Here is a 26764-nt window from a genome sequence, read left to right as displayed (position 1 = left end):
CTGGCGATCACGGCCACGCAGATGATGGAATCGATGATCGTCAACGCCGTGCCCACGCGCGCCGAAGTGTCCGACGTGGCCAATGCCGTGCTGGACGGCACGGACGCCGTCATGACGTCGGCGGAAACGGCTTCGGGCCGCTATCCGATCGAAACGGTGGAAGCCATGGCCGCCATCTGCCTGGACGCGGAAAAGTGGGATACCTGCAAGCTCGACGCCGATTTCCTCAACGCCACGTTCTCGCGCATCGACCAGTCGATCGCCTACGGCGCCCTGTTTACGGCCCACCACCTGCGCGTGAAAGCCATCGCCGCCCTGACGGAATCGGGCTCGACGGCTCTGTGGATGAGCCGTTGCAACATCGATATCCCCATCGTTGCCCTGACCCCCAGCGTGGCCACGCGCCGCAAGCTGGCCCTGTACCGCAACGTCAGCACCCTGGAACTGACGTCGGGCACGGACCGCGACAAGGTCTTGCAGCAGGCGGAAGATTTGCTGCTGGAACATAAAGTCGTTGCCAAGGGCGACACGGTCGTGCTGACCTGGGGCGAACCGATGGGCAAGGTGGGCGGCACGAATGCCTTGAAAATCATGAAGATCGGCCAGCATTGATGGTGTGACTGCGGTAACTGTGTCCCGCCGGGGCCGCGGAACGGCGTGGCATGCTTAAGAATGCCTGAAAACCCGTCCCCCCGGCGCCAGCTGGCGGGGCGGATGCGCACATTGCCGTTGCGATGCGCCCATTTCCGTGTCAGCATGTCTTTCCTGCCTCGAAGGCGATTGCGGAGTGCATGATGAGCGAATACCTGCCTGCCCTGATCTGGTCCCTGTCGTGCTTTGTCTGCCTGTTCATTGCCAAGCGCCGCCAGTTGCGGACGACGGCCCTCAGGGCGATCCTGGTGGTCTTTCTGGGGCCGTTTGCCATCCCCTTCGTGCTGGCGGCCAAGCCCGGAACAATCCCGCAACACTAATCCGCCGGCCGTCCAGGCAGTGCGGGATGGTGGCGTCGTCCGCCGCCGATGCGCTCCTGACGCCCCCCAACCGTGCGGCGCGTGGCCGTGCCTCTTTGCTATATTTTTATCTTTTAGCCCGGAGACATGCCCCATGCAGCGCAGCGCACCCCTTTTATTGATGGCCATCCTGTCCCTGTCCGCCGCCTGCGCCGCGGCCGCCGAGCCGGCGCAGCGCTTGCAGCGCGCCTCGGGGCTGTGGAAGGTGACGCCCGCCACGTCGCCGTTTTCCTGGGAAATCTGTGTGGACCGGGAACGCGACCGCCTCATCGAGGACGACCTGTGGACGGACTTCGAGCAGGAATGCACGATCGCGTCGCAACAGCGCGACGGCGACAGCTACCGCTTCGCGTCCAGCTGCCCCGGCGCCACGCTGGAGGGCGCCTTCAAGGGCGACCTGGACAAGGCCTATACCTTGCGCGCCGATACCACCATGGAATTGAACGGCAAGACGCAGGTGCAGCGCACGGAACTGGCGGGCGAATTCCTCGGCGCCTGCCCGGCCGGACTGGCGCCGGGTGCGAAGAAAATGCGCGGCGGCATGGTGATGAAAAGTCTGTACGACAATCGCTAGGCCAGGCGGCCCGGGCGCGAAGGCGCGCCGCGTGCCAGTCTTGCCGCACCGACAGATGCCAGGGCAGGGCGGCGTGGCGTAGCGGAGCGCGCCCGTGGCGGTGCCTCTGCTACACTGCCGCCGTCCCCACTTCGCCACGCTTCCCATGTCCGCCATCCCCGTCCTCACGCCCCTGAAAAACGCCTTCCAGCAATCGCGCGCGCAGAACAATATCGAGCTGATCCTGCCCGAACTGCTGGCCGCGCAGCTGCACGTCGTCATCGGCGGGCAAAGCGACCAGATCGACCTGTTCCTCGTGCCGTCGCCGAACCCCGAGCGCCAGTGCGTGACGGTGGCGGAAGATCCGGCCTTCCTGGCCGGCATCGCCTTCCCCAGCATTCCCGTGACGGGGGCGCAGCTGCTGGCCTCCATTCCTGCCGAGATCGAAATCGTCCTGCTGCATGGCGATGGCGCCAACTATCTGACGCGCGAGCAGCTGGCGTGGTTCCGCCGCATGCTGGCACCCGTCGCTTGAGGCGGTTGCCGGCGCTGCCCCTGCGGGCGCGGGCGGAATGGATCTGCTTTGCGCCCGCCGAGGATGCGGCGGCCCGGGCGGCGCTGGCCGCCAATGCGCGCCCCGTGCTGTGGCGCAGCGTGCTGCTGGGCGGCTGCGGCCTGATTCTCGCCTTCATGGCGCAGGCCGTCTGGCGCGACGTGCCGTATGCGGGCGATGCCGTGCTGCTGGGGCCCCTGGCGCTGGCGGCCTGGGTCGTCGGCCTCGTCGTGTTCCCAGGGCGCAATCTGCTCTTCCATATGGAACTCAACGACGCGGGCCTGCTGCTGCGGCGCCAGGCGCGGCGCCTGCCGGGCTGGGACAAGACCGTGCAGCTGGACCTGGCGCAACTGCAGCGGGTCGAGCTGGTCAGCCACGCGGGGCCGTCCTCCGTCTACCGGGGTTCGCCGCCGCTGGCGCGCATCGACCTGCTGCTGCACACGACGCGGACGGATGTCCCCCTGATCCGCGCCGTGGGCCTGGACTTGCCCGTGCCGCAGCGCTGGTCTTTGCTGCCCATCAAGGAGGAACTGTGTCGCCGCTGTACACTGGCCGGTATCCCCGTCAAGGTGACGGTCGGGCCGCACTGCCAGCCGAGCGCCGCCATCCGCGCGCAGTGGCCGCAGGCTTGATTGGCTCTGCTATGATGCAGGCACGCCGGCCCCGTGAGCGCCGGTGACAAGGACTCCGCCATGAACAGTTTCTTGCGCCGCTGCTTTCCGCACTTTAGCGCCTTGCTTGCCTGCGCCGCCTTTTCCCTGCCCGCCGCCGCCGCGCCCACGCTGGAGGCGACCATCATGGCGCTCGATGCCGAGGCCTTCGACGCTTTCAATCACTGTGCCGAAGCGGGCCGTTTGCAGCAGCATGCGGCGTTCTTCGCCCCCGACGTGGAGTTTTACCACGACCAGGGCGGCGTGACGTGGAGCCGCGACGCCATGCTGGCCAACACGCAAAAACATGTGTGCGGCAAATTCCGCCGCGAAATCATCGCGGGCTCCCAGCGCGTCTACCCCATCAAGGATTTCGGCGCCATCGAACAGGGCTCGCACCGCTTTTGCCAGTTCGACACGGGCAGCTGCGACGGCCTGGCCGATTTCACGATCATCTGGAAGCAGGGTCCGGCAGGCTGGCAAATGACGCGCGTGCTCAGTTACGGCCACCGCGCCACGCAGTAGATGCGCACGCTGTCGCTGCGCCCCGTCGATGCGCACAACGTCGACGCGGTGTGCGCGCTGGCGCCGCACGAAGCGCAGCAGCGTTTCATCGCCAGCAATGCCGAGTCGCTGGAACTGGCGGCCGGGCATGCGCACATGCATGCGCGCGCCATCTATGCCGGCGAGGTGCTGGTCGGCTTTGCCCTGTATGCGGAAGCGGGGCCGGCAGGCCGCCAGGATACCCACGTGCTGTACCGCCTGATGATCGCTGCCGGCGAGCAGGGAAGGGGCCACGGCCGCCGCGCGCTGGCGCTGCTGCAAGGCGAGATGCGCGCGCGGGGCGCGGCCCGGGTGGCGTTGTATTACGCGCCGGACAACCTTGTGGCCCGGAAATTGTATGCCTCCGCCGGCTTTGTGGAGGCGGGCATCGACGCGGATGGCGAGATGATGGCGGTGCGCGCACCGGCATGACGCTGGTGTGCCAGGCGCGGCACGGGCAAGTGTCGCGGCATGGCCGCATAAAATGTACTTCCTGGCAATTATATTGCTGAAGTCCTATGAATATTTTCGTAAAGCAACTATACTCGTGGCTCTTAAAAAAATCATCGTCACGCTGGCGGCCAGCTATCCGCGCCAGAGTTCGTACGCATTCCGCTTTTTCTTCCTGTAAAAAGCACCTTTCCCCCGCGCGGCAGGCGCGGGCGTGATGACCGAGCCTTGCCCTGGTCGATCGTTACCGTTGTCATTTCCGCTGTGTTGCCGCTTTGGTAAAAAACCTGGCGCCGGCGCGCGGTACGCCATCTTTTTTGTGACGTCACGTTTCATTATTTTTATGCCACGACAGTATGTTCAGTTCCATGTTTGATGTATCCAGCACGACGCTGCCCTATATCTATGGCAGCCACAACTATTGGCTGGTGCTGTTTTCCATCGGCATTGCCATCTTTGCCTCGTTCATGGCCCTGCAGATCGCCGGCATGGCGCGCAGCAGCGAGCGCGGCTTCCAGCGCCAGACGGCCATCATCACGGGCGCCATCGCGCTGGGCGGCGGCATCTGGTCGATGCACTTCATCGGCATGCTGGCCTTCGACATCTGCACGCGCGTGTCCTTCGACCCCAGCCTGACCCTGCTGTCCATGCTGCCCGGCGTGGCCGCATCGTGGGTGGCGCTGCATTTGCTGGCCCGTCCGCGCATCAGCTGGCGCCAGCTGGTGGTGGGCGGCGTGCTGGTGGGCGTGGGCATCGGTTCCATGCATTACAGCGGCATGGCCGCCATGCAGACGTCGCTGACCCTGCATTACCAGCCGTGGCTGTTTGCCCTGTCACTGGTGGTGGCCGTCGTCATGGCCATGCTGGCGCTGTGGATACGCTTCGGCCTGCATGCCTTGCGCGTGCGTTTGAGTCCGCTTACCGCGCTGCTCGTCAGCAGCGTGGTGATGGGCCTGGCCATTTCCGGCATGCATTACACGGGCATGCTGGCGGCGCGCTTTTCCGGCACGCCGACCGTGGGCGACAACACGATCACCGTGCAGGCGTCGTTCGTCGCGCTGGCCGTGGCCCTGATCACCGTCACCCTGACGGTGTTTGTCGCCGCGGCGAATGGCTTGCTGCGCTACCGCCAGCTGCTGCGCCACGCCAATGCCAGCGAATCGCGCCTGCGCGCCATCGTCGACACGGCCGCCGACGGCCTGATCACCATCGATGGCCAGGGCAAGGTGCGCTCCTTCAATCCGGCCGCCGAAGCGCTGTTCGGCTGGCACGAGGCCGATATCGTGGGACGCGACGCCAGCGTGCTGCTGCAGCCGGCCGACGCTGCCCAGTACCTCGGCTACCTGCGCGACTACCTGGAGACGGGCACCGCGCGCATCCTCGACAGCGGACGCGAACTCGATGGCCGCCACAAGGACGGCGCCGTGCTGCCCATGCGCGTGGCCATCGGCAAGATCGACACGCCGGGCCAGCCCCTGTTCGTGGCGTTCGTCACGGACATGCGCTCCTCGCGCAGCATGGAACAGGCGCTGAAGGACAGCGAGCGCCAGTACCGCACCCTGATCCGCAACATCCCTGGCGTCTCCTTCCATTCCAGCTTCGCGCCCGAGTGGACGATGATCTTCATCAGCGACGCCGTCTTCAACCTGACAGGCTGGATGCCGCAGGACTTCGTCGAAGGCCGCGTGCACATCTTCGACCTGGTGCACCCGGACGACCGCCAGCGCGTCAACGACACCTGCGTGCAGGCGGCGGACGAAAAGCGCGACTTCGAGAACGTCTACCGCATGATCCACCGCGACGGGCGCGAGCGCTGGGTGCGCGAGAGCAGCGGCCCCGTGCTGGACAACGACGGTGTGGTGCGCTGGATCGACGGCGTCATCCTCGACATCACGGAAAGCGAATTGCGCAACGCGGAGTACGAAGGCAAGGTGACGGCCATCTCGCGCGCGACGGCCGTTGCCGAATTCGACCTGCAGGGGCGCATCCTGGCGGCCAACCAGAACTTCCTCGACCTGATCGGCTACCAGCTGGAGGACGTGCTGGGCCTGCACCACAGCATCTTCTGCGAGCCGGCCTACGTCACCTCGCCGGACTACATCGCGTTCTGGCAGCACCTGGCGGCGGGCGAATTCAATACGGGCGAGTACAAGCGCATCGGCAAGGATGGCAGGGAAGTGTGGATACAGGCTTCGTACAACCCGATCTTCGACACGGACGGCAAGCCGTTCAAGGTGGTCAAGCTGGCCACCGACGTGAGCGAGCGGCGCGCCATGCAGGAAAACCTGCGCGCGGCGAAAGACCGCGCCGAGCTGGCTGCCGAGTCGAAGACCAGCTTCCTGGCCAATATGAGCCATGAAATCCGCACGCCGATGAACGCCATCATCGGCTTTACGGAAGTGCTGCTGGGGACCGCCCTGGACAGCCTGCAGCGCCGCCACCTGGGCACCGTGCGCCAGTCGGCGCGCTCGCTGCTGGAACTGCTCAACGACATCCTCGACACGGCCAAGCTGGAGAAGGGCGCCACCGAGCTGGAACTGGTGGACTTCTCGCTGCCGGACCTGGTCGACCACGTGGCCGCGTCGCTGCGCGTCACGGCGCATGCGCGCGAGCTGGTGCTGCACGTCGACATCGACCCCGGCATGGGCCAGTTCTTCCTCGGCGACGCGCGCCGGGTGCAGCAGGTGCTGACGAACCTGATCGGCAATGCCGTCAAGTTCACGGAAGTGGGCCACGTGCGCGTGGCCGTCGGCATGCAGGGAGACAGGGTGCATATCGCCGTGCACGACACGGGCATCGGCATCCCCGCCGACCGCCTGGACAAGATCTTCGCGCCGTTCACCCAGGCCGATTCGTCGATGAGCCGCCGCTTCGGCGGCACGGGCCTGGGCACGACGATTTCGCTGCAGCTGGTCGAACTGATGGGGGGCACCATCACGGTGGAAAGCACCCTGGGCGTGGGCAGCGTGTTCCACGTGCTGCTGCCGCTGGCGCCGGGCAAGGCCGTGGCGCGCCGCAGCGAGCAGGCCGTCGTGGCCTTGCCGCCGCTGCGCATCCTGGCGGCCGACGACGTGCCGCAGAACGTGGAACTGCTGTTGATCAGCCTGGGCGCCGCCGGCCACCAGGTGATCACGGCCGGCGACGGCGAGAGCGCCGTGCGCGAATTTGGCAAGGGCAGCTTCGACATCGTCCTGATGGACGTGCAGATGCCGCGCATGGATGGCCTGGAAGCAGCGCGCCTGATCCGCGTGCACGAGCGCGAACAGGGTCTGAAGGCGACGCCCATCATCGCCCTGACGGCCAGCGTGCTGGAACAGGACCGGCGCGCCGCGCAGACGGCCGGCATGAACGGCTTTGCCTCGAAGCCGCTGGAAATGCACAAGCTGACGGCGGAAATCGCCCGCCTGCTCGACATCGCCGTGGCCATGCCGCCGCCGGCGTCGGGCGCGGCGGCGCGGGCGGGATCCGGCCAGGTCGACTGGCAGCGCGGCATCGCCCTGTGGGGCGGCCGCGAGACGCTGCAGCGCGCCATCGCGCGCTTCGTGCAGGCCAACGGCGATTGCGCGGCCATGCTGGCGGCGGAACTGGAGCGGGGCGACGGCAGCGTGGCCGGCCATTTGCTGCACCGTATCAAGGGCGCGGCGGGCAATCTGTGCCTGGTGCAGGTGGAAAGCCTGCTGGGCCGCATCGAACAGGCCATCGCGCGCCAGCTGCCGGCAACCGAACTGCTGGTGCAGCTGGCCGCCGCCTTCATGGCGCTGGCCGGCGAGCTCGAGGCGGACGCCGGGGCGCCGTTGCTGCCGGCGGACGAAGCGCTTGCGGGCGCGTCCCTCGATGCCGCCGCCGCCGGCGCCTTGCTGCGCCAGGCCATCGCCAGCCTGGAAGGGGGCGAGCTGGACGACGCCCTGATGGCGCAGATCGCCGCCATGCTGGCGCCGCATGGCCAGCAGCAGCGCCTGCAGGCACTGGCTGGCGCCATCGACGACTTTGAATTCGCACGCGCCGTGGCCGTGCTGCGGCAGCTGCTGGACTGGCTGGAGGCGCCGGCGCCTGCCGCACTATCCTGACCTGGAACGAGAGATGACCTTACACGAAGACAAACCGATCCTGCTGCTGGTCGACGATGAAGCGACCAACCTGCAGGTGCTGCGCCAGATCCTGCAGGACGACTACCGCCTGCTGTATGCCAAGGATGGCGAAAAGGCGCTGGAACTGGCGCAGAACAATGCCGTCGAACTGATCCTGCTCGACATCATGATGCCCGCCATGACGGGCTACGAAGTGTGCCGCCAGCTCAAGGCCATGCCGGCCACGGCCCCCATCCCCGTCATTTTCGTCACCGCCCTGTGCGACGTGAAGGACGAGGCGGACGGTTTTGAGGCGGGCGCCGTCGACTACATCACGAAACCTGTCAGCCCGCCCATCGTGCGGGCCCGCGTGCGCACGCACCTGTCGCTGGTGGATGCCGAGGAATTGCGCCGTTCGCGCCTGCAGGTGATCCAGACCCTGGGCCAGGCGGCCGAATACAAGGACAACGAGACGGGCATGCACGTCATCCGCATGAGCTATTACGCGCGCCAGCTGGCGCTGGCGGCCGGCTACAGCGCGGCGAAGGCGGAAGACCTGCTCAACGCGGCGCCCATGCACGACGTGGGCAAGATCGGCATTCCCGACGCCATCCTGCAAAAACCGGGCAAGCTTGATGCGGACGAATGGAAGGTCATGCGCAGCCACGCGGAAATCGGCGCCGCCATCATCGGCGAACACGCCGGCGGCCTGCTGAAGATGGCGCGCACCATCGCCCTGACGCACCATGAAAAATGGGATGGCAGCGGCTATCCGCAGGGCTTGCAGGGCGAGGAGATTCCCCACGAGGGCCGCATCGTCGCCATCGCCGACGTCTTCGACGCGCTCACCAGCGAACGCCCGTACAAGCGTGCGTGGACGGTCGACGAAGCCATCGCCGCCATGCAGCGCGACAGCGGCACCCACTTCGACCCGGCCTTGCTGGCCTTGTTCATCGAGCAGCTGCCGGCCATGCTGGAGATCAAGGACCAGTGGCGCGAGCCGGCGTGAACTGGCTGCGCGTTGCCCTGTCCCGTATAGTGGCGCCTTGACCTTCACCCGGGGATTGCCCATGGATTACCAGGACCGCCTTGCCAACTACCTTGAGCGATGGTCATTGCAGGCCGATGGCGCCCCCCTGCACACGCACGCGGCAAGTCTGCTGCCCGTGCTGCGGAGCGGCCAGCCGGCCATGCTGAAGCTGTCGACGGGCGACGACGAATGGCGCGCCGGCGTCGTGCTGCGCTGGTGGGATGGTGACGCCGCCGTGCGCGTGCTGGCCGCTTCCACGGATGGCGATGCGCTGCTGCTCGAACGGGCCAGGGGTAGCCGTTCACTGGCCGCGCTGGCGCGCACGGGCGAGGAGGGCGACGCGGCCGCCACCGCTATCCTGTGCGCCGTGGCGTCGCGCCTGCATGCGCCGCGGCCCATGGCGCCGCCACTGCCATCCTTGTCCGGCTGCTTCGCCGCTCTGGGCGCCGCCGCCGCGCACGGCGGCGTGTTTTCCGCATGCCACGCCGTGGCGCGGGATTTGCTAGCGGCGCCGCAGGACAGCGTCGTGCTGCATGGCGACCTGCATCACGGTAACGTGCTCGATGGCGGTGCGCGCGGCTGGCTGGCCATAGACCCGAAAGGCTATATGGGCGAGCGGGGCTTTGACTTCGCCAATCTCCTGTGCAACCCGGATGGTGCGCTGGCCATGGCGCCAGGCCGGCTGCAACGGCAGGTCGCGCTGATCGCCGACGCGGCGGGGCTGGAGCGTGCGCGCCTGCTGGCATGGTGCGCCGCCTGGGCGGGCCTGTCGGCGGCCTGGCACCTCGAGGACGGCACGCCGCCGGAAACGGCGCTGGCAGTGGCCGCCACGGCGCTGGAAGCGCTGCAAGCCTGATGCGGCTCAGGGCAGGTTGTCGGGCAGCCGCAGGATGCGCCGTATCTCCAGAATCGCCTGCGGGCTTTCCTGCACGCTGTGCCACGACGGGATGACTTTTTCCGACAGGGCGCCGTCGAGGTGGGCGCTGGCGTAGGGCACCACGCCGTCGCTGGAGTCCGCCAGCGGCAGGTCCGGCGTGTCGTTGCCCATGATGGAATGGTAGCGCACCTTCGGACTGATGGGCAGGTCGGCCACCAGGCGCACGAACGGGTCCTTGTCGCTGAGGTTATCGATGCTGTTGGGGATGCGCAGCGGTTCGCTGCTGCCCGTGTCGAGCTGCGCCAGGCTGCCGGCCGCGTCGGACAACTGGTCGAGCATGGTGATGGGCAGCGTGACGAGGTTGGCGATCCAGCGCGCCACCTTGTGGTTGGCGAAGGAGGTGCCGCGATGGGGCGCGGCGATGAAGATGGCGCGGTTCACCTGCGGCATGGCCGTGAAGTTCAGGTAGGGCGCCAGGCCGGCGCGCACTTTTTCCGCCTTCTTGCCCTTCAGGTTGTACTCTTCCGTGATGGCGTCGAGCAGGGTGTTGCTGGCATCGGACACCATCAGGCGCGCCAGCACGCCGCCCATGCTATGGCCGATCAGCACCATGTCGTTGGCGGCGGGCGCCTTGGCCGACGGGTCGAAATGCGCCAGCGTGGCGTCGAGCGCCTTGCGGATGGCGGCGTTGTTCGCCGCCAGCGGCGCGTTGCTGGGGTAGTAGACTTGCCAGATCTGGTAGCGGCGGCGCAGCTGTTCGTCGCCCATCAGCTCATTGGCGACGTTGATCCACGCTTCCGGGCTGCTGGCCAGGCCGTGCAGCATGACGATGGTGCGCTTGGCCGGGTCGTAGGGCTGCATCAGGTGCACCTGCGGGCGCGAGATGCCGTCGGCGCGGCCGAACAGGGTGCGCAGCGCCTGCACGCCGAAGCCGGAGCGGGCCAGCCACAGGCCGTATCCGGCCGTGAAATTGGCCGCCACGGGCAGTTCCTGGCCCGCCATGCGCGTCGATTCGCTGCGATACGGGTCGACCAGCATGACCATCAGCTGCTGCGTGGCCAGCACTTCCTGCAGGCTGTTGCCGTCGAAGCGGATCAGCGCCGTGACGACGGGGAAGCGGGTTTCCTGGAACGCCGCGTCGCTGGCGCGGGGAGGCTTGGGCATGACGGCGACCAGGTCGGCGCCGAAGCCGTCGCGCCGGTACACATTGCGCAGGCCGGAGAAGGTCAGCGAAGTGGCCGGCAGCAGTTCCTCGGGCAGGGTGCCGTCCTCGGGCAGCCGCAGCGCGGACAGTTCGCTGTCGATCTGCCAGCCGGCGACGCGGATGACATGGCCGTCCGGGCGGTATTCGCCGCGGTGGCGGAACAGGTTGCCGACGGCTTTCTGCACGGCGTAGTTGTAGTAGTCGCGGATCTGCGTCTGGCGCTCCTCGAAGGCGCGCTGGCCCGGCGTGCGCGTCGTGTAGAACAGGTAGGCATACGCGTAGCGGGCCGATTCGAGCCAGGCGGCCAGCAGCTCGGCGCTGGCGTGGCCGCCCTGTTTTTCTTCCGCCAGGGCGCTTTCCAGCCACAGCTCGGACAGGGTGGCCAGGCGCTGCTCATCGCTGAGCAGCTCGGAGCGGGCCAGGTCGGCGCGGCAGCTGCCCGTGTTGGCTTCGCAGGCGCCGATGTCGCTGCCGATGATGCGCAGCACTTCGCTGGCGGCGGCACTCAATTTCCCCGTGGTGAGGATGTCGCCGCGCCGCTGCTGCAAATAGTCGGCCGGGGAGATGGCGCTGACGGTGACGGCGGCGCAGCCGCCCAGCAGCGCCGCGGCGCACAGCAGGGCGCCCAGGCGCAGGCGCCGCATCAGCGTGGCCGGCATGTCAGAACGAGTAGACCAGGGTCAGCGAGGTTTGCGTATCCGTGTTCTTCTTGTCGTCCGGTACGCGCGTGTCGTTGCGGGCGCTGAAGGCGGCCTTCATCTGCATGGTGCCGTTGATCTTGGTGCTGAGGGCCGTCTCGGCGATCGAGTGGGTGTTCGAGGTGCCCCGCTCGACGCTGACGGTCTGTGTGAACATCGCCGACTGGCTGATCTTCCACTTCATGGCGGCCGCGCCGCGCACCGTCAGGCCGTGTTCCGATTCGCCTGTGTCGTTGGTGCCGCTGAAATAGCCAGGACCGACTTCCACGTCGACGCTCTTGTCGCTGGACTGGTACCAGCGCGAGCCGTGACCGACGGCCAGGGTCGAGTACTTGGTGTAGGCGCCGAACTTGTCGTTCACGTGCGAGGCCAGCACGAACAGCTTTTCATTGTCGGACATCAGCTTGTAGGCGGCCTTGGCGGAGGCGGAAAAGCGTTCCGCCGAGCGTTCGCGGATCTTTTGCCCGTCATCGTTCGTCGTTTCATCTTCCTTGAAGTAGCCGCTGAAAATGTACTGGTTGCTCCAGTCGTCGAGCTCCTGGCGCGCGTCGATCTTGCCCGTGACGGAGGTGCCGACCGTGTTGCCCGAGGTGGTGATGGCGCCCAGTTCGGCGGAAGTGCTCCAGCTGCCGATGGGGATTTCATCGAACAGCAGGCTTTGCTTGGTGTCTTTGGCGGCGGCGCCGCCGCAGCTGGTGGCCAGGGCCAGCGCCAGTGCGAGAGAGTGGGTCGATTTCATGGCTGTGTGCTTGTCTGTGGCGCGCGCGTGGCGGCGTGCCGGCTGTTCGTTAGTGGCGGTGGTATCGGTGCAGGCCGCGGCGATCCGGAAGGCGCTGTAAAACGTGCGCGCGGGAAACGTGCGCGCGGGCGCGTCCATGCATTGTCGAGGCTGTATTGTACCCGACCCTGCCATCGTTCGCCGCACGCGCCGGCGCGTCGGAATGCCGCTGTATTGATGGAAAGATTGCAATCCTGTCATGCATGGGTGACGGCGCTGCCAAGCGCCCGCACGCCGGCCCCGCTGCCGGCACGGGCGCGCAACAGGGCTGGCAAGTGGCGCGCGCCTGGCGTATGCTGCGCATATTTATTGCCCGATCATTACAAGGAATCCCCGTGCGCTGCCTGGTCATCGAAGACGAAGCCGAAACTTCCCGCTATATCTGTGCCGGCCTGCGCGAGGCGGGCCACGACGTGACCGCCTGCGACAATGGCGTCGACGGCATGCGCCTGGCCTGCGGCGAGGACTGGGATGCGCTGGTGCTCGACCGCCTGCTGCCGGGCGAAATCGACGGCCTGGCCATCGTCGCCCGCCTGCGCGGCATGGGCCGCAACACGCCCGTGCTGGTGCTGTCGGCCCTGTCCAGCGTCGATGAGCGCGTGCGCGGCCTGCGCAGCGGCGGTGACGACTATCTGTCGAAGCCGTTCGCCATCGCCGAACTGCTGGCGCGCATCGAGGCGCTGCTGCGCCGCGCCGCGCCCGTGCCCGAATCGACGCAGCTGCAGGTGGCCGACCTGGTGCTCGACATGCGCACCATGCGCGTGACGCGCGCCAACCGCCAGATCGCCCTGCAGCCGCGCGAATTTCGCCTGCTGGAGTACCTGATGCGCCACCAGGGCCAGTCCGTCACGCGCGCCATGCTGCTCGAAGCCGTGTGGGACTACCATTTCGACCCGCAGACCAACGTCATCGACGTGCAGGTGAGCCGTTTGCGCACCAAGGTGGACAAGGAGTTTTCGCCGCCGCTGATCCACACGGTGCGCGGCGTCGGCTACACCCTGGGCGTGCTTGACGGTGCGTAATCTGCACCGCTCGATCGCGGCGCGCCTGGCGCTGGGCTATGGCGTGCTGGTGGCGCTGTCGATCGCCGTCGTGTGCGGCGTCTTCTATTTCGGCACCATCGGCGTGCTCGATCGCAGCGTGGACCGCAAGCTGGTGCTGCTGTCCGAGCGCCTGGCGGCCCTGTACCAGCCGGGCGACGGCACGCGCACGGCGGCGGAAATCGCCCATCTGCTGACGGACCGCACGGACAGCGACACGGAGATCTTCCTGCTCGTGGACGCCGACGGCCGGCGCGTGGCCGGCAACCTGTCCACCTGGCCCGACGCGGCCAGTCCCGTGGGCGAGCTGCTGCACCGCGACGTCACGCGCGAAGGCCGCAGGGTGCCCGCGCGCCTGCTGATCCGCGACCTCGACGGCGGCGCGCGCCTGTTCGTCGGGCGCGACATGGAGGAGGGCGAGTCGATCCGCTCCCTGGTGCTGCGTTCGCTGGCCTTTGGCGGCAGCGCCGCCGTGCTGCTGGCCGTGGCGGGCGCCTGGCTGTTCCGCCGCCAGATCGAGGCGCGCATCGGCCAGATCCGGCGGACGGCGGCGGAAATCGAGGCGGGCGACCTGAGCCGGCGCATTCCCGTTTCCAGCGAGGATGAATTCGGCCTGCTCAGCCGCGACATCAACCGCATGCTCGACCGCATCGAGCACCTGATGGAAGGCGTGCGCCATGTGTCGAACGCCATCGCGCACGACCTGCGCACGCCGCTGGGGCGCATCCGCAACAAGCTCGACGGCGCCTTGCGCCAGCAGCAGACGGTGGCGGCCTATGAAGGCGCGGCGCAGGCGGCCATCGACGATATCGACGACCTGACGCGCGTGTTCGACAAGCTGCTGCAGATCGCGGCGGCCGAATCGGGCATGCGTCCCGAGAATTTCAGCGACATCGACCTGCAGCGCATCGGCGCCGACATCGTGGAAATGTACGAAGCGACGGCCGACGAGCAGGGCGTGCTGCTGGTGCAGATGTATGGCGACGGCGTGCCGGCGCGGGGCGACCGCAACCTGCTGGGCAGCGCCCTGGCCAGCCTGGTGGACAATGCCATCAAGTATGCGGGGCGGGGCGCCACGGTGGAAGTGTCGGCCGGCAGCGACGCCGACGGCAGCTGGCTGGCCGTGCGCGACAACGGTCCCGGCGTGCCGCCGGAAGAGCTGCCCAAGCTGACACAGCGCTTTTATCGTCTCGACAAGAGCCGCCACCTGCCCGGCAACGGCCTGGGCCTGTCCATCGTGGCGGCCATCGCCGCCCTGCACGGCGGCAGCCTGGAAATCGAGGACGCGGCGCCGGGCTTGCGCCTGCGGCTGCGGTTGCTGGGCTAGAGGCCGTTTCCCGCCGGAGCGTGCCGTCGCCACGGGCCGGGAAGGTGCCGGATCGTCCGGCCGGCGTGGCAAATCCGCACATTACCAACTTGTAACCCCCTTCATTTTCACCTCCCCCTATCATCCGCACTATCCGGTGTCGCGCGGGTGCCTGCGTGCAGCCGCCTGTCCCGGCCTGCGTGCGGCTGCGGCCGCGCCCCGTTCGTACAGACCCATCGTAGAGCCGTTCGCATGCATACATTTACCGTCACCGGAGAACTGGCCCCAGTGCCAGCGGCGCGCCAGCATGGCCACCGTATCAAGGCCGCCATCGGCGCGCTCGTGTTTCCCGTGCAGCGCGCGCGCTGGCAAGCCTTCCTGGCCGACACGCCGGGCCTGGCGGCGCTGGCGCAAGCCCACCCCAGCCTGCGCTACAAGATCTACCGGCCGTATGCGAACCGCCAGCTCGGCTGTGCGGCGCGCGTGGACCTGCTGTGCGGGCATTACCGTTTCCTGTGGCAGGCGGGCGCGCGTCCGCTGGTGGAGTACGTGGCGCGCCGCGCGCTGGTGCTGGCCGCTATCGAAGGCAAGGATGGCGCCACCTACCGCCTGCAGCTGACGGCCATCCACGATAGCCACCGCGAGGGCGACCTGTGCCTGCGCCTGACGCGCGACGGCGCGCCGCTGTACCTGGCCAGCTTCCTGTTCCGTCCCCAGCCTGGCGGCGCCGCCATCGCGCTGGGGGCCCTGCAGGGCTTGCGCTCGTCGGCCGGCGCGCAGGCGGTGAAGGAGGCCACCCGCGCGCTGCACGGCTGCCGGCCGAAGAACCTGATGGTGGCGGCCTTGCGCGACCTGGGCGATTTCTTCGGCTGCGACCATTTGAGCCTGGTCAGCAACGCCAACCGCATCGCGCTGAACTGGCGCCGGCGCCGCCACATCAGCTGCGACTACGACCAGGCCTGGCAGGAGCTGCACGCGCTGCCGTCCAGCGACGGCAATTACCGCCTGCCGTGCGGCCCGTGCCAGATGCCGGACCTGGAGCAGGTGGCGTCGAAGAAGCGCGCCGATGCGCGCCGCCGCGGCGCCATGCTGGTGCAGCTGGCGGCCGACATGCGCTGGCAGCTGTCCGCCCTGCTGAACGAGCCGGCGCCTGCCCCCAGCGGCCAGCCGGCGCCGCTGTGCGCCAGTGTTTCTTGACCTGCGCGGCTTTTTTGCCAGGCGGCCCCACGCAATCGGCGTGATGGGCGTATACTGACCGGCGTTCTCAACCTGAAGCCAGTCACCCCATGCCAGCACAATTCCCCACTTCGCGCATGCGCCGCCTGCGCGCGACCCCGCAACTGCGCGAGCTGTTCCGCGAGACCGAGATCAATCCGCGCGACCTGGTCCTGCCGATCTTCGTCGACGAAGGCGCCAGCGACTTCATCGACATCACGTCCATGCCCGGCGTGCGCCGCATTCCCGAGGCGAAGCTGGCGCAGGAAGTCGAGCGCTATGCGCGCGCCGGGCTGCGCTCCGTCATGACCTTCGGCATCTCGCACCACAAGGATGGCCATGGCAGCGACACCCTGAACCCGGAAGGCCTGGTGGCGCGCATGTCGCGCATCATCAAGGACGCCGTGCCGGAAATGGTGGTCATGTCCGACACCTGCTTCTGCGAATACACGGACCACGGCCACTGCGGCATCCTGCATGGCGACACGGTGGACAATGACAGCACGGTGCTCAACCTGGGCAAGCAGGCCGTCATCGCGGCCCAGGCGGGCGCCGACATCATCGCCCCGTCGGCGGCCATGGATGGCCAGGTGGCGGCCATCCGCAGCGCGCTGGACGCGGCCGGCTTCCAGGACACGCCCGTGATGGCGTATTCCACCAAGTTCGCCTCCGGCCTGTACGGCCCGTTCCGCGACGCGGCCGGCAGCACCCTGAAGGGCGACCGCAAGACCTACCAGATGGACCCGATGAACCGCCGCGAAGCGGTGCGCGAATCGCTGATCGACGAAGCCGAAGGCGCCGACGCGCTGATGGTCAAGCCGGCCGGGGCCTACCTGGACATCATCCGCGACCTGCGCGAAGTGACGCGCCTGCCGATCGGCGCCTACCAGGTCAGCGGCGAATACGCGATGATCAAGTTCGCCGCCCAGGCGGGCGCCATCGACGAGCGCCGCGTGGTGCAGGAAACCCTGGGCGCCATCAAGCGCGCGGGCGCTGACATGATCTTTACGTATTTTGCGATGGACGTGCTGAATAATCCGTATTAAGCATTGTCCGTCAAGTTAGTGCCTATTTTTACCCCATAAGTAAGAGCTGGGGTCAGACCCGCCGGGTCTGACCCCGGAATTTGCTATTGGGTTTATTCAGCTTACCCATGCCCCTGAAAATCTCCCGCATCCTGCACGCCGGCTATGTCTTCGAATGCGAAGGCACGGCCATCGCCTTCGACCCCATCGTCGAAAATCCGTTCAGCCGCAACTGCCACGCGTTTCCCGCCGTGCGCTTCGACCTCGATGCCGTGCGCCGGCTGCGCTGGGATGCCGTCTTCATCTCGCACTTCCACGACGACCACTGCTCGCTCGACAGCCTCGACGTGCTCGACCGCGCCACGCCCATCTACCTGTACTGCGTCTTCGACGAACTGTTCGCCATGCTGCGCGCGCTCGGTTTTACCCGCGTCGAGCGGCTGCACGTCGACGTGCCCGTGCGGGTGGGCCCCATCGAGGTGATCCCGCGCCGCGCGCTGGACGACGACGTCGATTCGCTGTTCCAGGTGCGGGCAGGGGGCTTGAACGTGCTCAACGTCGTCGATTCCTGGATCGGCCCCGAGACCCTGGCGCAGCTGGCCGCCTTCGCGCCGTGGGACATGGTGCTGTGGCCGTTCCAGACCATGCGCGAGATCGCCGTCATCGCGCCGTCGCAGGCGGCGCGCGGCCCGGTGGAATTGCCGGATGACTGGGTGCCGCAGCTGCGCGCGCTCGCTCCCCGCTACCTCGTGCCCAGCTCCTGCCAGTTCGTGCAGGAAGACTGGTCCTGGTACAACCACGCGATGTTCCCCATCACCTACCGCCGCTTTGCCGAAGAGATCGGCGCGGCGCTGCCGGAGGCGCGCATCTTCCGCCTCGATCCGTCGATGGCCGTGCTGCTCGACGCCCACGGAGTGAGCAGCGCCGAATCCTTGCCCTGGGTGCTCCCCGTGGGGCCGCAGGACGTGGATTTCGATTACCGGCCAGAGGCGCCGCCGCCCGCCACGGCCGACATCGCCCGGCGTTTCGCGGCCCTGGACGCTGCCGCCACGGCGCTGGTGCTCGATTTCTGCCGCCACGGCCTGCCCGAGCGTTACCGCGACATGGAACTGCCCGGGGACAGCTACTTCCAGCAACCGCGCCTGTGGCGCTTGTCGCTGTACGGCCACGACGGCGCCGCCACCGTCCTGCATTACCGCACGCACGGCGACCTGATCGACCTCGTGCCCGACACGGGCGAGGCGCCAGGCTGGACCACCGACGTGCCGCTCGTGAAATGCCATGCGGCGCTGGCGCTGGGCGAGTCGCTGACGTCGATGTACATGCGCATCAACGACGGTCCGCTCGACGGGGCCACGCGGGACGAACGCATGGACGCCGACATCGTCGACGACCCGCTGATCCGCTGCCTGTTCAACGACGCCATCGGCGCCTACCAGGCGGCGCAGCTGAAACGCTTGCTGGCCCGCTGAAGAAAATCGCGCGACAGGGTAAGATGAACGATTAATACCAGTATCTCAGATCAAGGAATGATCAATATGACACAAGACAACGATACCGCGATCCTGGCCGGCGGCTGCTTCTGGGGCGTGCAGGACCTGCTGCGCCGCTATCCTGGCGTGCTGGCCACGCGCGTGGGCTACAGCGGCGGCGACGTGGCCAACGCCACCTACCGCAACCACGGCACGCATGCGGAAGCGATCGAGATCATCTTCGACCCGAAGGTCATCAGCTACCGCAAGATCCTGGAGTTCTTCTTCCAGATCCACGACCCCAGCACGGAAAACCGCCAGGGCAACGACCGCGGCACGAGCTACCGCTCGGCCATCTTCTACACGAGCGAGGCGCAGAAACGGGTGGCCGAAGACACCATCCGCGACGTCGACGCGTCCGGCCTGTGGCCCGGCAAGGTGGTGACGGAAGTGGCGCCGGCCGGTCCGTTCTGGGAAGCGGAGCCGGAGCACCAGGATTACCTGCAGCGCTTGCCGCATGGCTACACCTGCCACTACATCCGCCCGGACTGGGTCTTGCCGCAAGGTCAGCACTAAGGGTCACGGGAGACGGCCATGCGCTACTGGCGGGTAGAACGGCGGCAGGCCGACGGGCAGCTGGACCTGGGGCGCGCCCTGGACCTGGTGTCGGCCATCGGCCATGCGGACGTGAACGCCATGGCGGGCGCCATCCTGAAAACGGCCAGCACGGCCGCATCCATCGCCCAGTGCACGATCTTTGCGTATGAATTCGGCAACCGTCCCCGCACGGTGGCCGTGGCCGACCGGCGCGGCGGGCGGTTTCTGCAGGATATCGCAGACAGCTATGCCCGCCATTACTATGCGCTCGACGGCAACCAGAGCGTCATCGCGCCTGCGCGCCAGCCGAAAGCCGATCCCGTCATCGTGCTGCACCAGCAGGCGGGCGACGAGATCCGCCATCCCGGCTACCGCGCCGTCTGCTACCAGAGACCGAACGTGTCGGACCGCCTGTCCCTGCTGGTGCAGCCGGCCAGCGACATCTGGCTATCCGTCAATTTTTACCGCGACAGCGGCCAGGGTCAGTTCCAGCCCGGCGAGATCGCCGCCATCGAAACCCTGTCGCCGCTGTTTGCGTACGCGGCGCAACACCACTACCGCCTGAACGGCCAGCCCGCGCAGGGCGTCTCGCCCATGATGCTGGCCCGCTTGCGCCAGCATGGCCCGCAACTGAGCAAGCGCGAACTCGACGTGCTGCGCGGCGTGCTCGAAGGCCTCACGGCCGCGGAGATCGCCGAGAGCATGGGCGTGCAGCCGTCCAGCGTCGTCACCTACCAGAAACGCGCGTACAAGCGCCTGGGCATCTCCAGCCAGCGCCAATTGTTTGCGCTATGTCTAGGGCCGCAAGCGGCTTGAGTGCTAGCCAATCCCGAATACGGACCCCTGCATAAAATTGCTGGAATTCAAGGCAATAATGTGAGCATATTGCTACGAAAATAGGGACTATGCTGCCTGCAGAGTGTTGATGCGCCGGGCGGCCATCAGCAAGGCTGGTAGCCAGTGCCTGTCGCGCTCCGCGATCTCCGGAATTCATGGCTCATGCATCGTTCCCCGAAGGAGTCCATTGTGTCCTCATCTGAACTGAATGCGGTAGAACACGTCTTTCTGACCGCCGGCAATCTCGGCTTGCCTGGCGCACCGATCCTGAACCTGGCCCTGTTTTACAATCCCGACGACGGCACCGTCAGCGGCGAAGCGCTGATCACGCAATCGATCACGCCGCCGCATGGCCGCGTGGTGATCCGCCCCGTCAGCGGCCCCGTGCACGGCCTGGGCCTGGGCAACGCCACGCGCGTGTTCAGCCTGAGCGGCGAGTACGTCGTTTCCGCCACGCCACCGGCCATCGGCAGCTACCTGGCCAAGTTCGAAGCCACCTTTGTCACCGACAACAACTGGAGCGGCCACGGCTCCTTCAGCTATGACCAGCAAAAGGTCAACAACGTGCCCATCAAGAAACGCGGCTAGACCCGTCCGCTGACGGCGGGCAAGCCTGGCGGCGGCGTCCTTTCCGGGGGCGCCGCCGTTTTTGCGTGCGTTTTCTACTCCTTCCGGCCGGCGTCTGTCCCCAAAATGGGGACAGCCATGGTCGTAGACGTCTGCATACTGTGTCGCACGCCGGAGCATCCGGCCGCTCTCACCCCAGAACAACAACAAGGGGAGGGCGACACCTTATGGAGACCAGCATGACCATCGCCCAGGCGGCCACCCCCGCCACACCCGCCCCCCATGCGCCCGTCGCCGACGCGGCCACTGTCCAGCTGGAACAGCAGCTCATGCGCAAGGTATCGCGCCACCTGCTGGGATTCTTGTTCCTGCTGTTCGTGTTTTCCTTTCTGGACCGCATCAACATCGGCTTTGCCGGCTTGACCATGATGCAGGACCTGGGCCTGTCCGGCACCCAGTTCGGTTTTGCCACGACCCTGTTCTACATCGCCTACATCGCCTGCAGCATTCCCAGCAACATCGTGCTGGCGCGCATCGGCGCGCGCCGCTGGATCGGCGCCATGATGATCGCCTGGGGCCTGGCCTCGACGGCGACCCTGTTCGCCAGCGGCCCGGCCAGCCTGTATGCGCTGCGCTTTCTCGTCGGCGTGACGGAGGCGGGCTTCTTGCCCGGCATGCTGCTGTACCTGACCTACTGGTTCCCCAGCGCCTACCGGGCGCGGGCCAATGCCCTGTTCATGATCGCCATGCCCGTCACGGCCGCCATCGGCTCGGCCCTGTCGGGGCTGATCCTGGGCCTCGATGGGCACTGGGGCTTGAAGGGCTGGCAATGGTTGTTTTTGCTCGAAGGCATGCCGTCCGTGCTGCTGGGCCTGGCCGTGTTCGGCTACCTCGATGACGCGCCCGCCAAGGCGAACTGGCTGAGCAAGCTGGAACGGCAGGTGCTGGCGCGCATGCTGGCGGCCGAGCAGAAACCCGTGGCGCCGCACGCCGCGGCAGCAGCGAAAACCTCGGTGCTGGCGGAAATGTGCTCGCCCACCGTATTGAAATTCGGCATCGCCTATTTCTGCCTGGTGAACACCCTGGCGATGGTGGCCGTGTGGACGCCCTTGATCGTGAAAAGTTTCAGCGGCGACGCCAGCAACACACAGATTGGCTTGCTGGCCGCCATCCCGCAAGTGTGCACCGTCATCGGCATGATCGCCTGGGGCCGCCGCTCGGACCGCCTGCAGGAGCGCCGCTGGCACATCGTGTGGCCCATGCTGCTGTCGGCGGCCGGCTGGCTGTGCACCGCCTGCTCAAGCAGCCCCATCGTTCAGCTGCTGGGCGTGTGCATGGCTTCGACGGGCGCCTACACGGCCATGTCCGTCTTCTGGACGACGCCGGACCGGGCCCTGAGCCTGGGGGCGCGCGCCATCGGCATCGCCGTCATCAATGCCACGGGCAATATCGGTTCGGCCCTGAATCCCGTCGTCGTGGGCTGGCTGAAGGACATCACGCACAGCTTTGCCACGGGCCTGCTGTATGCCAGCGTGCTGCTGGTGGCGGGCGCGGCCATCGTGCTGACCCTGCCCATTGCCCGCGGCAGCAAATAATATTGTTGAAGAGGAAACATCATGAGCGCTACCTTCCACCCTTATCCCCACGTGGCGAAAGTCTATCCGCCCGGTAAGCCGGCCGGCGCCGCCACGCAGCACGTGCCCGTCCTCATCGTCGGCGGCGGCCCCGTAGGGCTGGCCACGGCTCTGGGCCTGGCCCGCCACGGCGTGCGCAGCGTGCTGATCGAAGCGGACGATGGCGTGTGCACGGGCAGCCGCGCCATCTGCATCTCGCGGCGCAGCCTGGAAATCATCGAACGCCTGGGCGCGCTGGACGGTTTTCTCGTCAAGGGCTTGCCGTGGGCGGGCGGGCGCAGCTTTTACCGCGAGGAAGAAGTGCTGCACTTTACGATGCCGCAAGACGCGCAGCAGAAATTGCCGCCCATGGTCAACCTGGCGCAATACCATATCGAGCAATTCCTGCTCGACGCGGCCGAACGCCAGCCGGAATTGATCGATATCCGCTGGCAGACGCGGGTCACGGGCGTGGACAAGCGCGCCGATGGCGCCACCGTCACCGTGGCCACGCCCGATGACACCTATACAATCGAGACGGACTGGCTGGTGGCGGCCGACGGCGGGCGCAGCGCCGTGCGCGAGGCGCTGGGCCTGAAGTTGCAGGGCACCAGCTATGAAGGGCGCTATGTCATCGTCGACATCCATTTGAAGAGCGGGCGCCCCACGGAGCGCCTCGCCTATTTCGACCCGCCATCGAATCCCGGCTCGACCGTGCTGGTGCACAAGCAGCCCGACGATATCTGGCGCATCGACTATCAATTGCGCGACGACGAGGATGCGCAGGCGGCCGTGCTGCTGGAAAACGTGGCGCCCCGCGTGGACAGCCTGCTGGCCATGATGGGCGAGACGGCGCCGTGGCATCCCGTGTGGATCACCATCTACAAGGCGAATGCCCTGACCCTGGAAAAATACCGGCACGGCCCCGTGCTGTTCGCGGGCGATGCGGCCCACCTCGTGCCCATCTTCGGCGTGCGGGGAGCGAACTCGGGCATTGACGACGCGGACAACCTGGCCTGGAAGCTGGCCTACGTCGTCCAGGGCCGGGCGCCGCAGGCCTTGCTGGACAGCTATTCGGACGAGCGCGTCTACGCGGCCCGTGAAAACCTGCGCCACGGCACGAAAAGCACGGAATTCATGGCGCCGCCCACGTTTGCCTTCGATCTCATGCGCACGGCCGTGCTGGGCCTGGCGGGCAAGCATGCGCACGTGCGCTCCCTGATCAACCCGCGCCAGACGAGCGCCATCGCGTACGCGCAGTCGCCCCTGAACGGGCCAGATATCGGCGGGTTTGCGGCCGGCCCCGCGCCGGGCACGGTCCTGCCCGAGTGTCCGCTGGCGCTGCGGCACAACGGCGGGCAAAAAGCGGCGTATATTACCGATCTGGTGGCGCGCGCGGATGGCGATTTCACGGGCCTGTACTTCAGCGAGGATGGCGCCGTGCCGGCGGAACTGCTGGCGCTGGGCGATGTCTTGCCATTGACGACCGTGGCGATTTGCCGCAATGGGGCGCAAGAGTGCGCCTGGGACCACACGGCGCAGGTATTCTCGCTGTTCGACGCCCGGCCCGGCACGTTTTACCTCGTGCGCCCGGACGGCCACGTGCTGGGGCGCTGGCGGCAAGTGCAGGCAGGGCAGGTGGCGCGGGCGCTGGCGGCGGCCGGCATCGCCCAATCAAAGTAACAAGGAGACAACATGACCGACATCGAACTGGATAATTTGTACACCGAGCTGTGCCACACCATGGGCGGCCTGGGCGAACAGCGCTCGCCCCTGTTCCTGGCCCGCTTCGCCCTGCTGGCCATGGGCGCCATCGGCAAGGCCGACGTGGTGCAGGGCTTGCTGCGCGACGCGGCCGACGGCCTGGCGGAGAGCGCATGATAGGCGCCGGCTACCAGAGCGGCTTCGGCAACGAGTTTGCCACGGAAGCCGTGCCCGGCGCCTTGCCGCAGGGGCAGAATTCGCCGCAACAGGCACCCCTGGGCCTGTACGCGGAACAACTTTCGGGCACGGCCTTCACGGCGCCGCGCGCGCAGAACCGGCGCTCGTGGCTGTACCGCATCCGTCCCGCCAGCCAGCATCCGCCATTCGCTTTGCTGGAAAATACGCGCATCGTCGGCGATTTCCACGCCATGCCGCCGACGCCGCCGAACCAGCTGCGCTGGGACCCGCTGCCGCTGCCCGACAGCGCCACGCCCGTGGACTTCATCGACGGCTGGCAGACCATGGCGGGCAATGGCAGCGCCGAAACGATGAGCGGCTGCGCCATCCACGTGTACGCGGCCAACCGTTCCATGCAGCGCTTCTTCTATTCGGCCGACGGCGAACTGCTGGTCGTGCCGCAGCAGGGTCGGCTGGCCATCGCCACGGAACTGGGCCTGATCGAGCTGGAACCGCAGGAAATCGCCGTCATCCCCCGCGGCGTGCGCTTCCGCGTGACCCTGCCGGACGGCGCGGCGCGCGGCTACGTGTGCGAAAACTTCGGCACGGCCTTCCGCCTGCCGGACATGGGACCCATCGGCTCGAACGGCCTGGCGAACAGCCGCGACTTCCTCACGCCGCACGCGGCCTACGAGGACATCGACGGCGAGTGCGAGCTGGTGGCCAAGTTCGGCGGCCACCTGTGGCGCACGACGCTGGACCATTCGCCGCTGGACGTGGTGGCCTGGCACGGCAATTACGCGCCATACAAATATGATCTGCGCCGCTTCAATACCATCGGCTCGATCAGCTACGACCACCCGGACCCGTCGATCTTCCTCGTGCTGCAGGCGCCCAGCGAAAATCCCCAGCTGGGCGCCATCGACTTCGCCATCTTCCCGCCCCGCTGGCTGGCCGCCGAGCACACCTTCCGCCCACCGTGGTTCCACCGCAACGTGGCCAGCGAATTCATGGGGCTGATCCACGGCGTGTACGACGCCAAGGCGGCCGGTTTCGTGCCTGGCGGCGCCAGCCTGCACAACTGCATGTCCGGCCACGGCCCCGATGCGCAGACCTTCGACAAGGCCTCGCACAGCGACACGTCCGCGCCCGTGAAGGTGGGCGATACCATGGCTTTCATGTTCGAGACGCGCACCGTGATCAAGCCCACGCCGTTCGCCTTGAACAGCGAACTGCTGCAACGTGACTATTACACGTGCTGGCAAGGCTTGCGCAAGCATTTCGACCCGGATCAGGGCTAGAGTGTCAGGCGGCCCGCGCCCGCGCCACTGTGTGCGGGTTGGCGGGCCGCGCCAGTCCCAGGTGACCGCGCAGGGTGCTGGCCGCGTATTCCGTGCGGAACAGGCCGCGCCGCTGCAGTTCCGGCACCACCAGCCGCGTAAAGTCCTCGAAGCCCTGCGGCAGCAGGGGCGGCACGACGTTGAAGCCATCCGCGCCCCGTTCCACGAACCATTGCTCTATCACGTCGGCCACCGTCCTGACGGAGCCGATGGCCTGCAGGTGGCCGCGCGCGACCCTGAAGCGCAGCACCAGCTGGCGCAGGGTCAGGTTTTCCCGGCGCGCCAGTTCCAGCTGCTGCGCGAAACGCCCCTTGCCGTTGTCGCCCGCTTCGTAGGGCAGGTCGGGCAGGGGGCCATCGAGGGGATAGCCGGACAAGTCGAAGCCGCCGAATTCCAGATTGCCGAAGTCGACCAGGTCCTGCAGTTCGCCGAACCGGTCCTGCGCCTGCTGGTCGCTGTCCGCCACCACCACGGACAGGCCCGGCGTGACTTTCAGCTGGTCTTGCGCGCGGCCGTACTTCGCCATGCGGCCCTTCACGTCCGCGTAATACGCCTGCGCCACGGGCAGCGAGGTCGCCGAGCAGTACACCATCTCGGCCTGGCGCGCGGCAAATTCGCGGCCCGTCCCGGAATTGCCCGCCTGGACCAGCACGGGGTGGCCTTGCACGGGGCGGGGCAAGTCCAGCAAGCCTTGCGAGGCAAAATACTCGCCCCGGAAGTCCAGCGGGTGGCCCGCTTCGGGCCGGTAGAACTGACCGGCGGCGCGGTCGGGATGGTCGAAGGCGTCGTCATCCCAGCTATCCCACAGCATCTTGGACAGGGCGACGAATTCATCGGCGCGCGCATAGCGTTCCGCGTGGCTGCGCGGCGCAGGAATCCCGAAGTTACGCGCCGTGTGTTCGCCGAACGAGGAAACGACGTTCCAGCCCGCGCGTCCGCCGCTCATGTGGTCGAGCGAACTGAATTTGCGCGCCACGTGGTAGGGGTGCTCGTAATTGGTGTTGACCGTGGCGATCAGGCCGATGTGGCTGGTGACGGCGGCGATCGCCGACAGCAGGGTGTAGGGTTCGAAGGGCAGGCCGACGGCGGCGTGTCCCGTCTCGGGCGTGACGTCGCCGGCGCGGCCGATGAAGTCGGCGACGAAAAAACTGTCGAATTTGGCCGCCTCGGCCAGCCGGGCGGCGCGCAGCCACCAGGCCAGGTCGGGCCGCCCGCTGGCGCTGGCGGATGGATGGCGCCAGGCGGCCGGATGGTGGCCGTGGCGTTGCAAAAAGACGTTCAGGACAAGCTGGCGTGCTGGCATGGAAGTAGCTCCGTGGTGGGTTGGCGACAGGGCGTTTCCCTATTTACCATGCAAGCTTCGGGCCAGCATGGAACGAGCGTCGGCATATGCAAAATCCGGATAAGCTAGCGCGGCACCATTCGTTCACGCCTGCGGATGCAGCGCGGTATAGTCGG

At 67.2% G+C, this 26764-nt stretch carries 25 protein-coding genes; 22 read left to right on the top strand and 3 right to left on the bottom strand.

Annotated elements, in window-relative coordinates; all coding sequences use genetic code 11:
• The 10 genes from EBS11_RS16755 to EBS11_RS16710 all read left to right on the top strand — a co-directional run.
• The coding region (locus EBS11_RS16755; RefSeq protein ID WP_290604592.1) for a pyruvate kinase at positions 1–612 on the top strand (612 nt) is incomplete at its 5' end.
• A gap of 179 nt (positions 613–791) precedes the next feature.
• The gene (locus EBS11_RS16750; RefSeq protein ID WP_290604590.1) at positions 792–971 is read left to right on the top strand and encodes a hypothetical protein; all 180 of its coding nucleotides are present in this window, start codon (positions 792–794) and stop codon (positions 969–971) included.
• Positions 972–1104: 133 nt separating this feature from the next.
• Positions 1105–1584, top strand: coding sequence for a DUF3617 family protein (locus EBS11_RS16745; RefSeq protein ID WP_290604588.1), 480 nt, complete (start codon positions 1105–1107; stop codon positions 1582–1584).
• Positions 1585–1729: 145 nt separating this feature from the next.
• The gene (locus EBS11_RS16740) at positions 1730–2098 is read left to right on the top strand and encodes a hypothetical protein (protein WP_290604586.1); all 369 of its coding nucleotides are present in this window, start codon (positions 1730–1732) and stop codon (positions 2096–2098) included.
• The gene (locus EBS11_RS16735; RefSeq protein WP_290604584.1) at positions 2095–2748 is read left to right on the top strand and encodes a hypothetical protein; all 654 of its coding nucleotides are present in this window, start codon (positions 2095–2097) and stop codon (positions 2746–2748) included. The genes EBS11_RS16740 and EBS11_RS16735 overlap by 4 nt, the downstream gene beginning before the upstream one ends.
• Before the next feature lie 60 nt (positions 2749–2808).
• Positions 2809–3291, top strand: coding sequence for a nuclear transport factor 2 family protein (locus EBS11_RS16730; RefSeq protein WP_290604582.1), 483 nt, complete (start codon positions 2809–2811; stop codon positions 3289–3291).
• Complete coding sequence (locus EBS11_RS16725; RefSeq protein ID WP_290604580.1) at positions 3292–3741, top strand: GNAT family N-acetyltransferase; 450 nt, start codon at positions 3292–3294, stop codon at positions 3739–3741.
• Between the two features lie 386 nt (positions 3742–4127).
• Positions 4128–7826 carry a PAS domain S-box protein gene (locus tag EBS11_RS16720; protein WP_290604578.1) on the top strand — a complete coding sequence of 1233 codons (3699 nt, stop codon included), beginning with the start codon at positions 4128–4130 and terminating at the stop codon, positions 7824–7826.
• A 13-nt stretch (positions 7827–7839) separates the two neighbouring features.
• The gene (locus EBS11_RS16715; RefSeq protein WP_290604577.1) at positions 7840–8835 is read left to right on the top strand and encodes an HD domain-containing phosphohydrolase; all 996 of its coding nucleotides are present in this window, start codon (positions 7840–7842) and stop codon (positions 8833–8835) included.
• A 61-nt stretch (positions 8836–8896) separates the two neighbouring features.
• Positions 8897–9712: an aminoglycoside phosphotransferase family protein gene (locus EBS11_RS16710; RefSeq protein WP_290604575.1), complete on the top strand. Its 816-nt coding sequence runs from the start codon at positions 8897–8899 to the stop codon at positions 9710–9712.
• 6 nt (positions 9713–9718) lie between these two features.
• On the opposite strand, the gene EBS11_RS16705 is transcribed toward EBS11_RS16710, so the two are convergent.
• Complete coding sequence (locus tag EBS11_RS16705) at positions 9719–11596, bottom strand: alpha/beta fold hydrolase (RefSeq protein ID WP_290604573.1); 1878 nt, start codon at positions 11594–11596, stop codon at positions 9719–9721.
• 1 nt (position 11597) lies between these two features.
• Positions 11598–12374, bottom strand: coding sequence for a DUF481 domain-containing protein (locus EBS11_RS16700; RefSeq protein ID WP_290604571.1), 777 nt, complete (start codon positions 12372–12374; stop codon positions 11598–11600).
• A gap of 332 nt (positions 12375–12706) precedes the next feature.
• Between EBS11_RS16700 and EBS11_RS16695 the strand changes: the two genes are divergently transcribed.
• The 12 genes from EBS11_RS16695 (at position 12707) to hmgA (ending at position 25267) form a co-directional block, all read left to right on the top strand.
• Complete coding sequence (locus tag EBS11_RS16695; protein WP_290604596.1) at positions 12707–13435, top strand: winged helix-turn-helix domain-containing protein; 729 nt, start codon at positions 12707–12709, stop codon at positions 13433–13435.
• Positions 13428–14780 carry an ATP-binding protein gene (locus EBS11_RS16690; protein ID WP_290604594.1) on the top strand — a complete coding sequence of 451 codons (1353 nt, stop codon included), beginning with the start codon at positions 13428–13430 and terminating at the stop codon, positions 14778–14780. Before EBS11_RS16695 ends, EBS11_RS16690 begins: the two co-directional genes overlap by 8 nt.
• A gap of 231 nt (positions 14781–15011) precedes the next feature.
• Positions 15012–15956 carry a DUF535 family protein gene (locus EBS11_RS16685; RefSeq protein WP_290604569.1) on the top strand — a complete coding sequence of 315 codons (945 nt, stop codon included), beginning with the start codon at positions 15012–15014 and terminating at the stop codon, positions 15954–15956.
• Positions 15957–16045: 89 nt separating this feature from the next.
• A complete protein-coding gene (hemB, locus tag EBS11_RS16680) occupies positions 16046–17020 on the top strand; it encodes a porphobilinogen synthase (RefSeq protein WP_290604567.1) in 975 nt (324 codons plus the stop codon).
• 107 nt (positions 17021–17127) lie between these two features.
• Positions 17128–18471 carry an MBL fold metallo-hydrolase gene (locus tag EBS11_RS16675; RefSeq protein ID WP_290604565.1) on the top strand — a complete coding sequence of 448 codons (1344 nt, stop codon included), beginning with the start codon at positions 17128–17130 and terminating at the stop codon, positions 18469–18471.
• Positions 18472–18537: 66 nt separating this feature from the next.
• The gene (gene msrA / locus EBS11_RS16670) at positions 18538–19047 is read left to right on the top strand and encodes a peptide-methionine (S)-S-oxide reductase MsrA (protein ID WP_290604563.1); all 510 of its coding nucleotides are present in this window, start codon (positions 18538–18540) and stop codon (positions 19045–19047) included.
• Between the two features lie 18 nt (positions 19048–19065).
• Positions 19066–19884, top strand: a complete 819-nt coding sequence (locus EBS11_RS16665; RefSeq protein WP_290604561.1) for a helix-turn-helix transcriptional regulator — start codon at positions 19066–19068, stop codon at positions 19882–19884.
• 210 nt (positions 19885–20094) lie between these two features.
• Positions 20095–20493, top strand: a complete 399-nt coding sequence (locus EBS11_RS16660) for a DUF1842 domain-containing protein (RefSeq protein WP_290604559.1) — start codon at positions 20095–20097, stop codon at positions 20491–20493.
• 218 nt (positions 20494–20711) lie between these two features.
• Positions 20712–22067: an MFS transporter gene (locus EBS11_RS16655; protein ID WP_290604557.1), complete on the top strand. Its 1356-nt coding sequence runs from the start codon at positions 20712–20714 to the stop codon at positions 22065–22067.
• 21 nt (positions 22068–22088) lie between these two features.
• Positions 22089–23768, top strand: a complete 1680-nt coding sequence (locus EBS11_RS16650; RefSeq protein WP_290604555.1) for an FAD-dependent oxidoreductase — start codon at positions 22089–22091, stop codon at positions 23766–23768.
• Between the two features lie 12 nt (positions 23769–23780).
• On the top strand, positions 23781–23966 hold the full coding sequence (locus tag EBS11_RS16645; protein WP_096235651.1) for a DUF2783 domain-containing protein: 186 nt from the start codon (positions 23781–23783) through the stop codon (positions 23964–23966).
• Complete coding sequence (gene hmgA, locus EBS11_RS16640; protein ID WP_290604551.1) at positions 23963–25267, top strand: homogentisate 1,2-dioxygenase; 1305 nt, start codon at positions 23963–23965, stop codon at positions 25265–25267. The genes EBS11_RS16645 and hmgA overlap by 4 nt, the downstream gene beginning before the upstream one ends.
• Positions 25268–25271: 4 nt before the next feature.
• Here the strand turns inward: hmgA and EBS11_RS16635 are convergent, their stop codons facing one another.
• Positions 25272–26609 carry an LLM class flavin-dependent oxidoreductase gene (locus tag EBS11_RS16635; RefSeq protein WP_290604549.1) on the bottom strand — a complete coding sequence of 446 codons (1338 nt, stop codon included), beginning with the start codon at positions 26607–26609 and terminating at the stop codon, positions 25272–25274.
• Positions 26610–26764 lie beyond the last annotated feature (155 nt).

It is taken from the genome of Janthinobacterium sp. (assembly GCF_009923995.1).
Taxonomy (GTDB): domain Bacteria; phylum Pseudomonadota; class Gammaproteobacteria; order Burkholderiales; family Burkholderiaceae_D; genus Janthinobacterium.
This window is presented reverse-complemented; position numbering and strand designations above follow the sequence as displayed.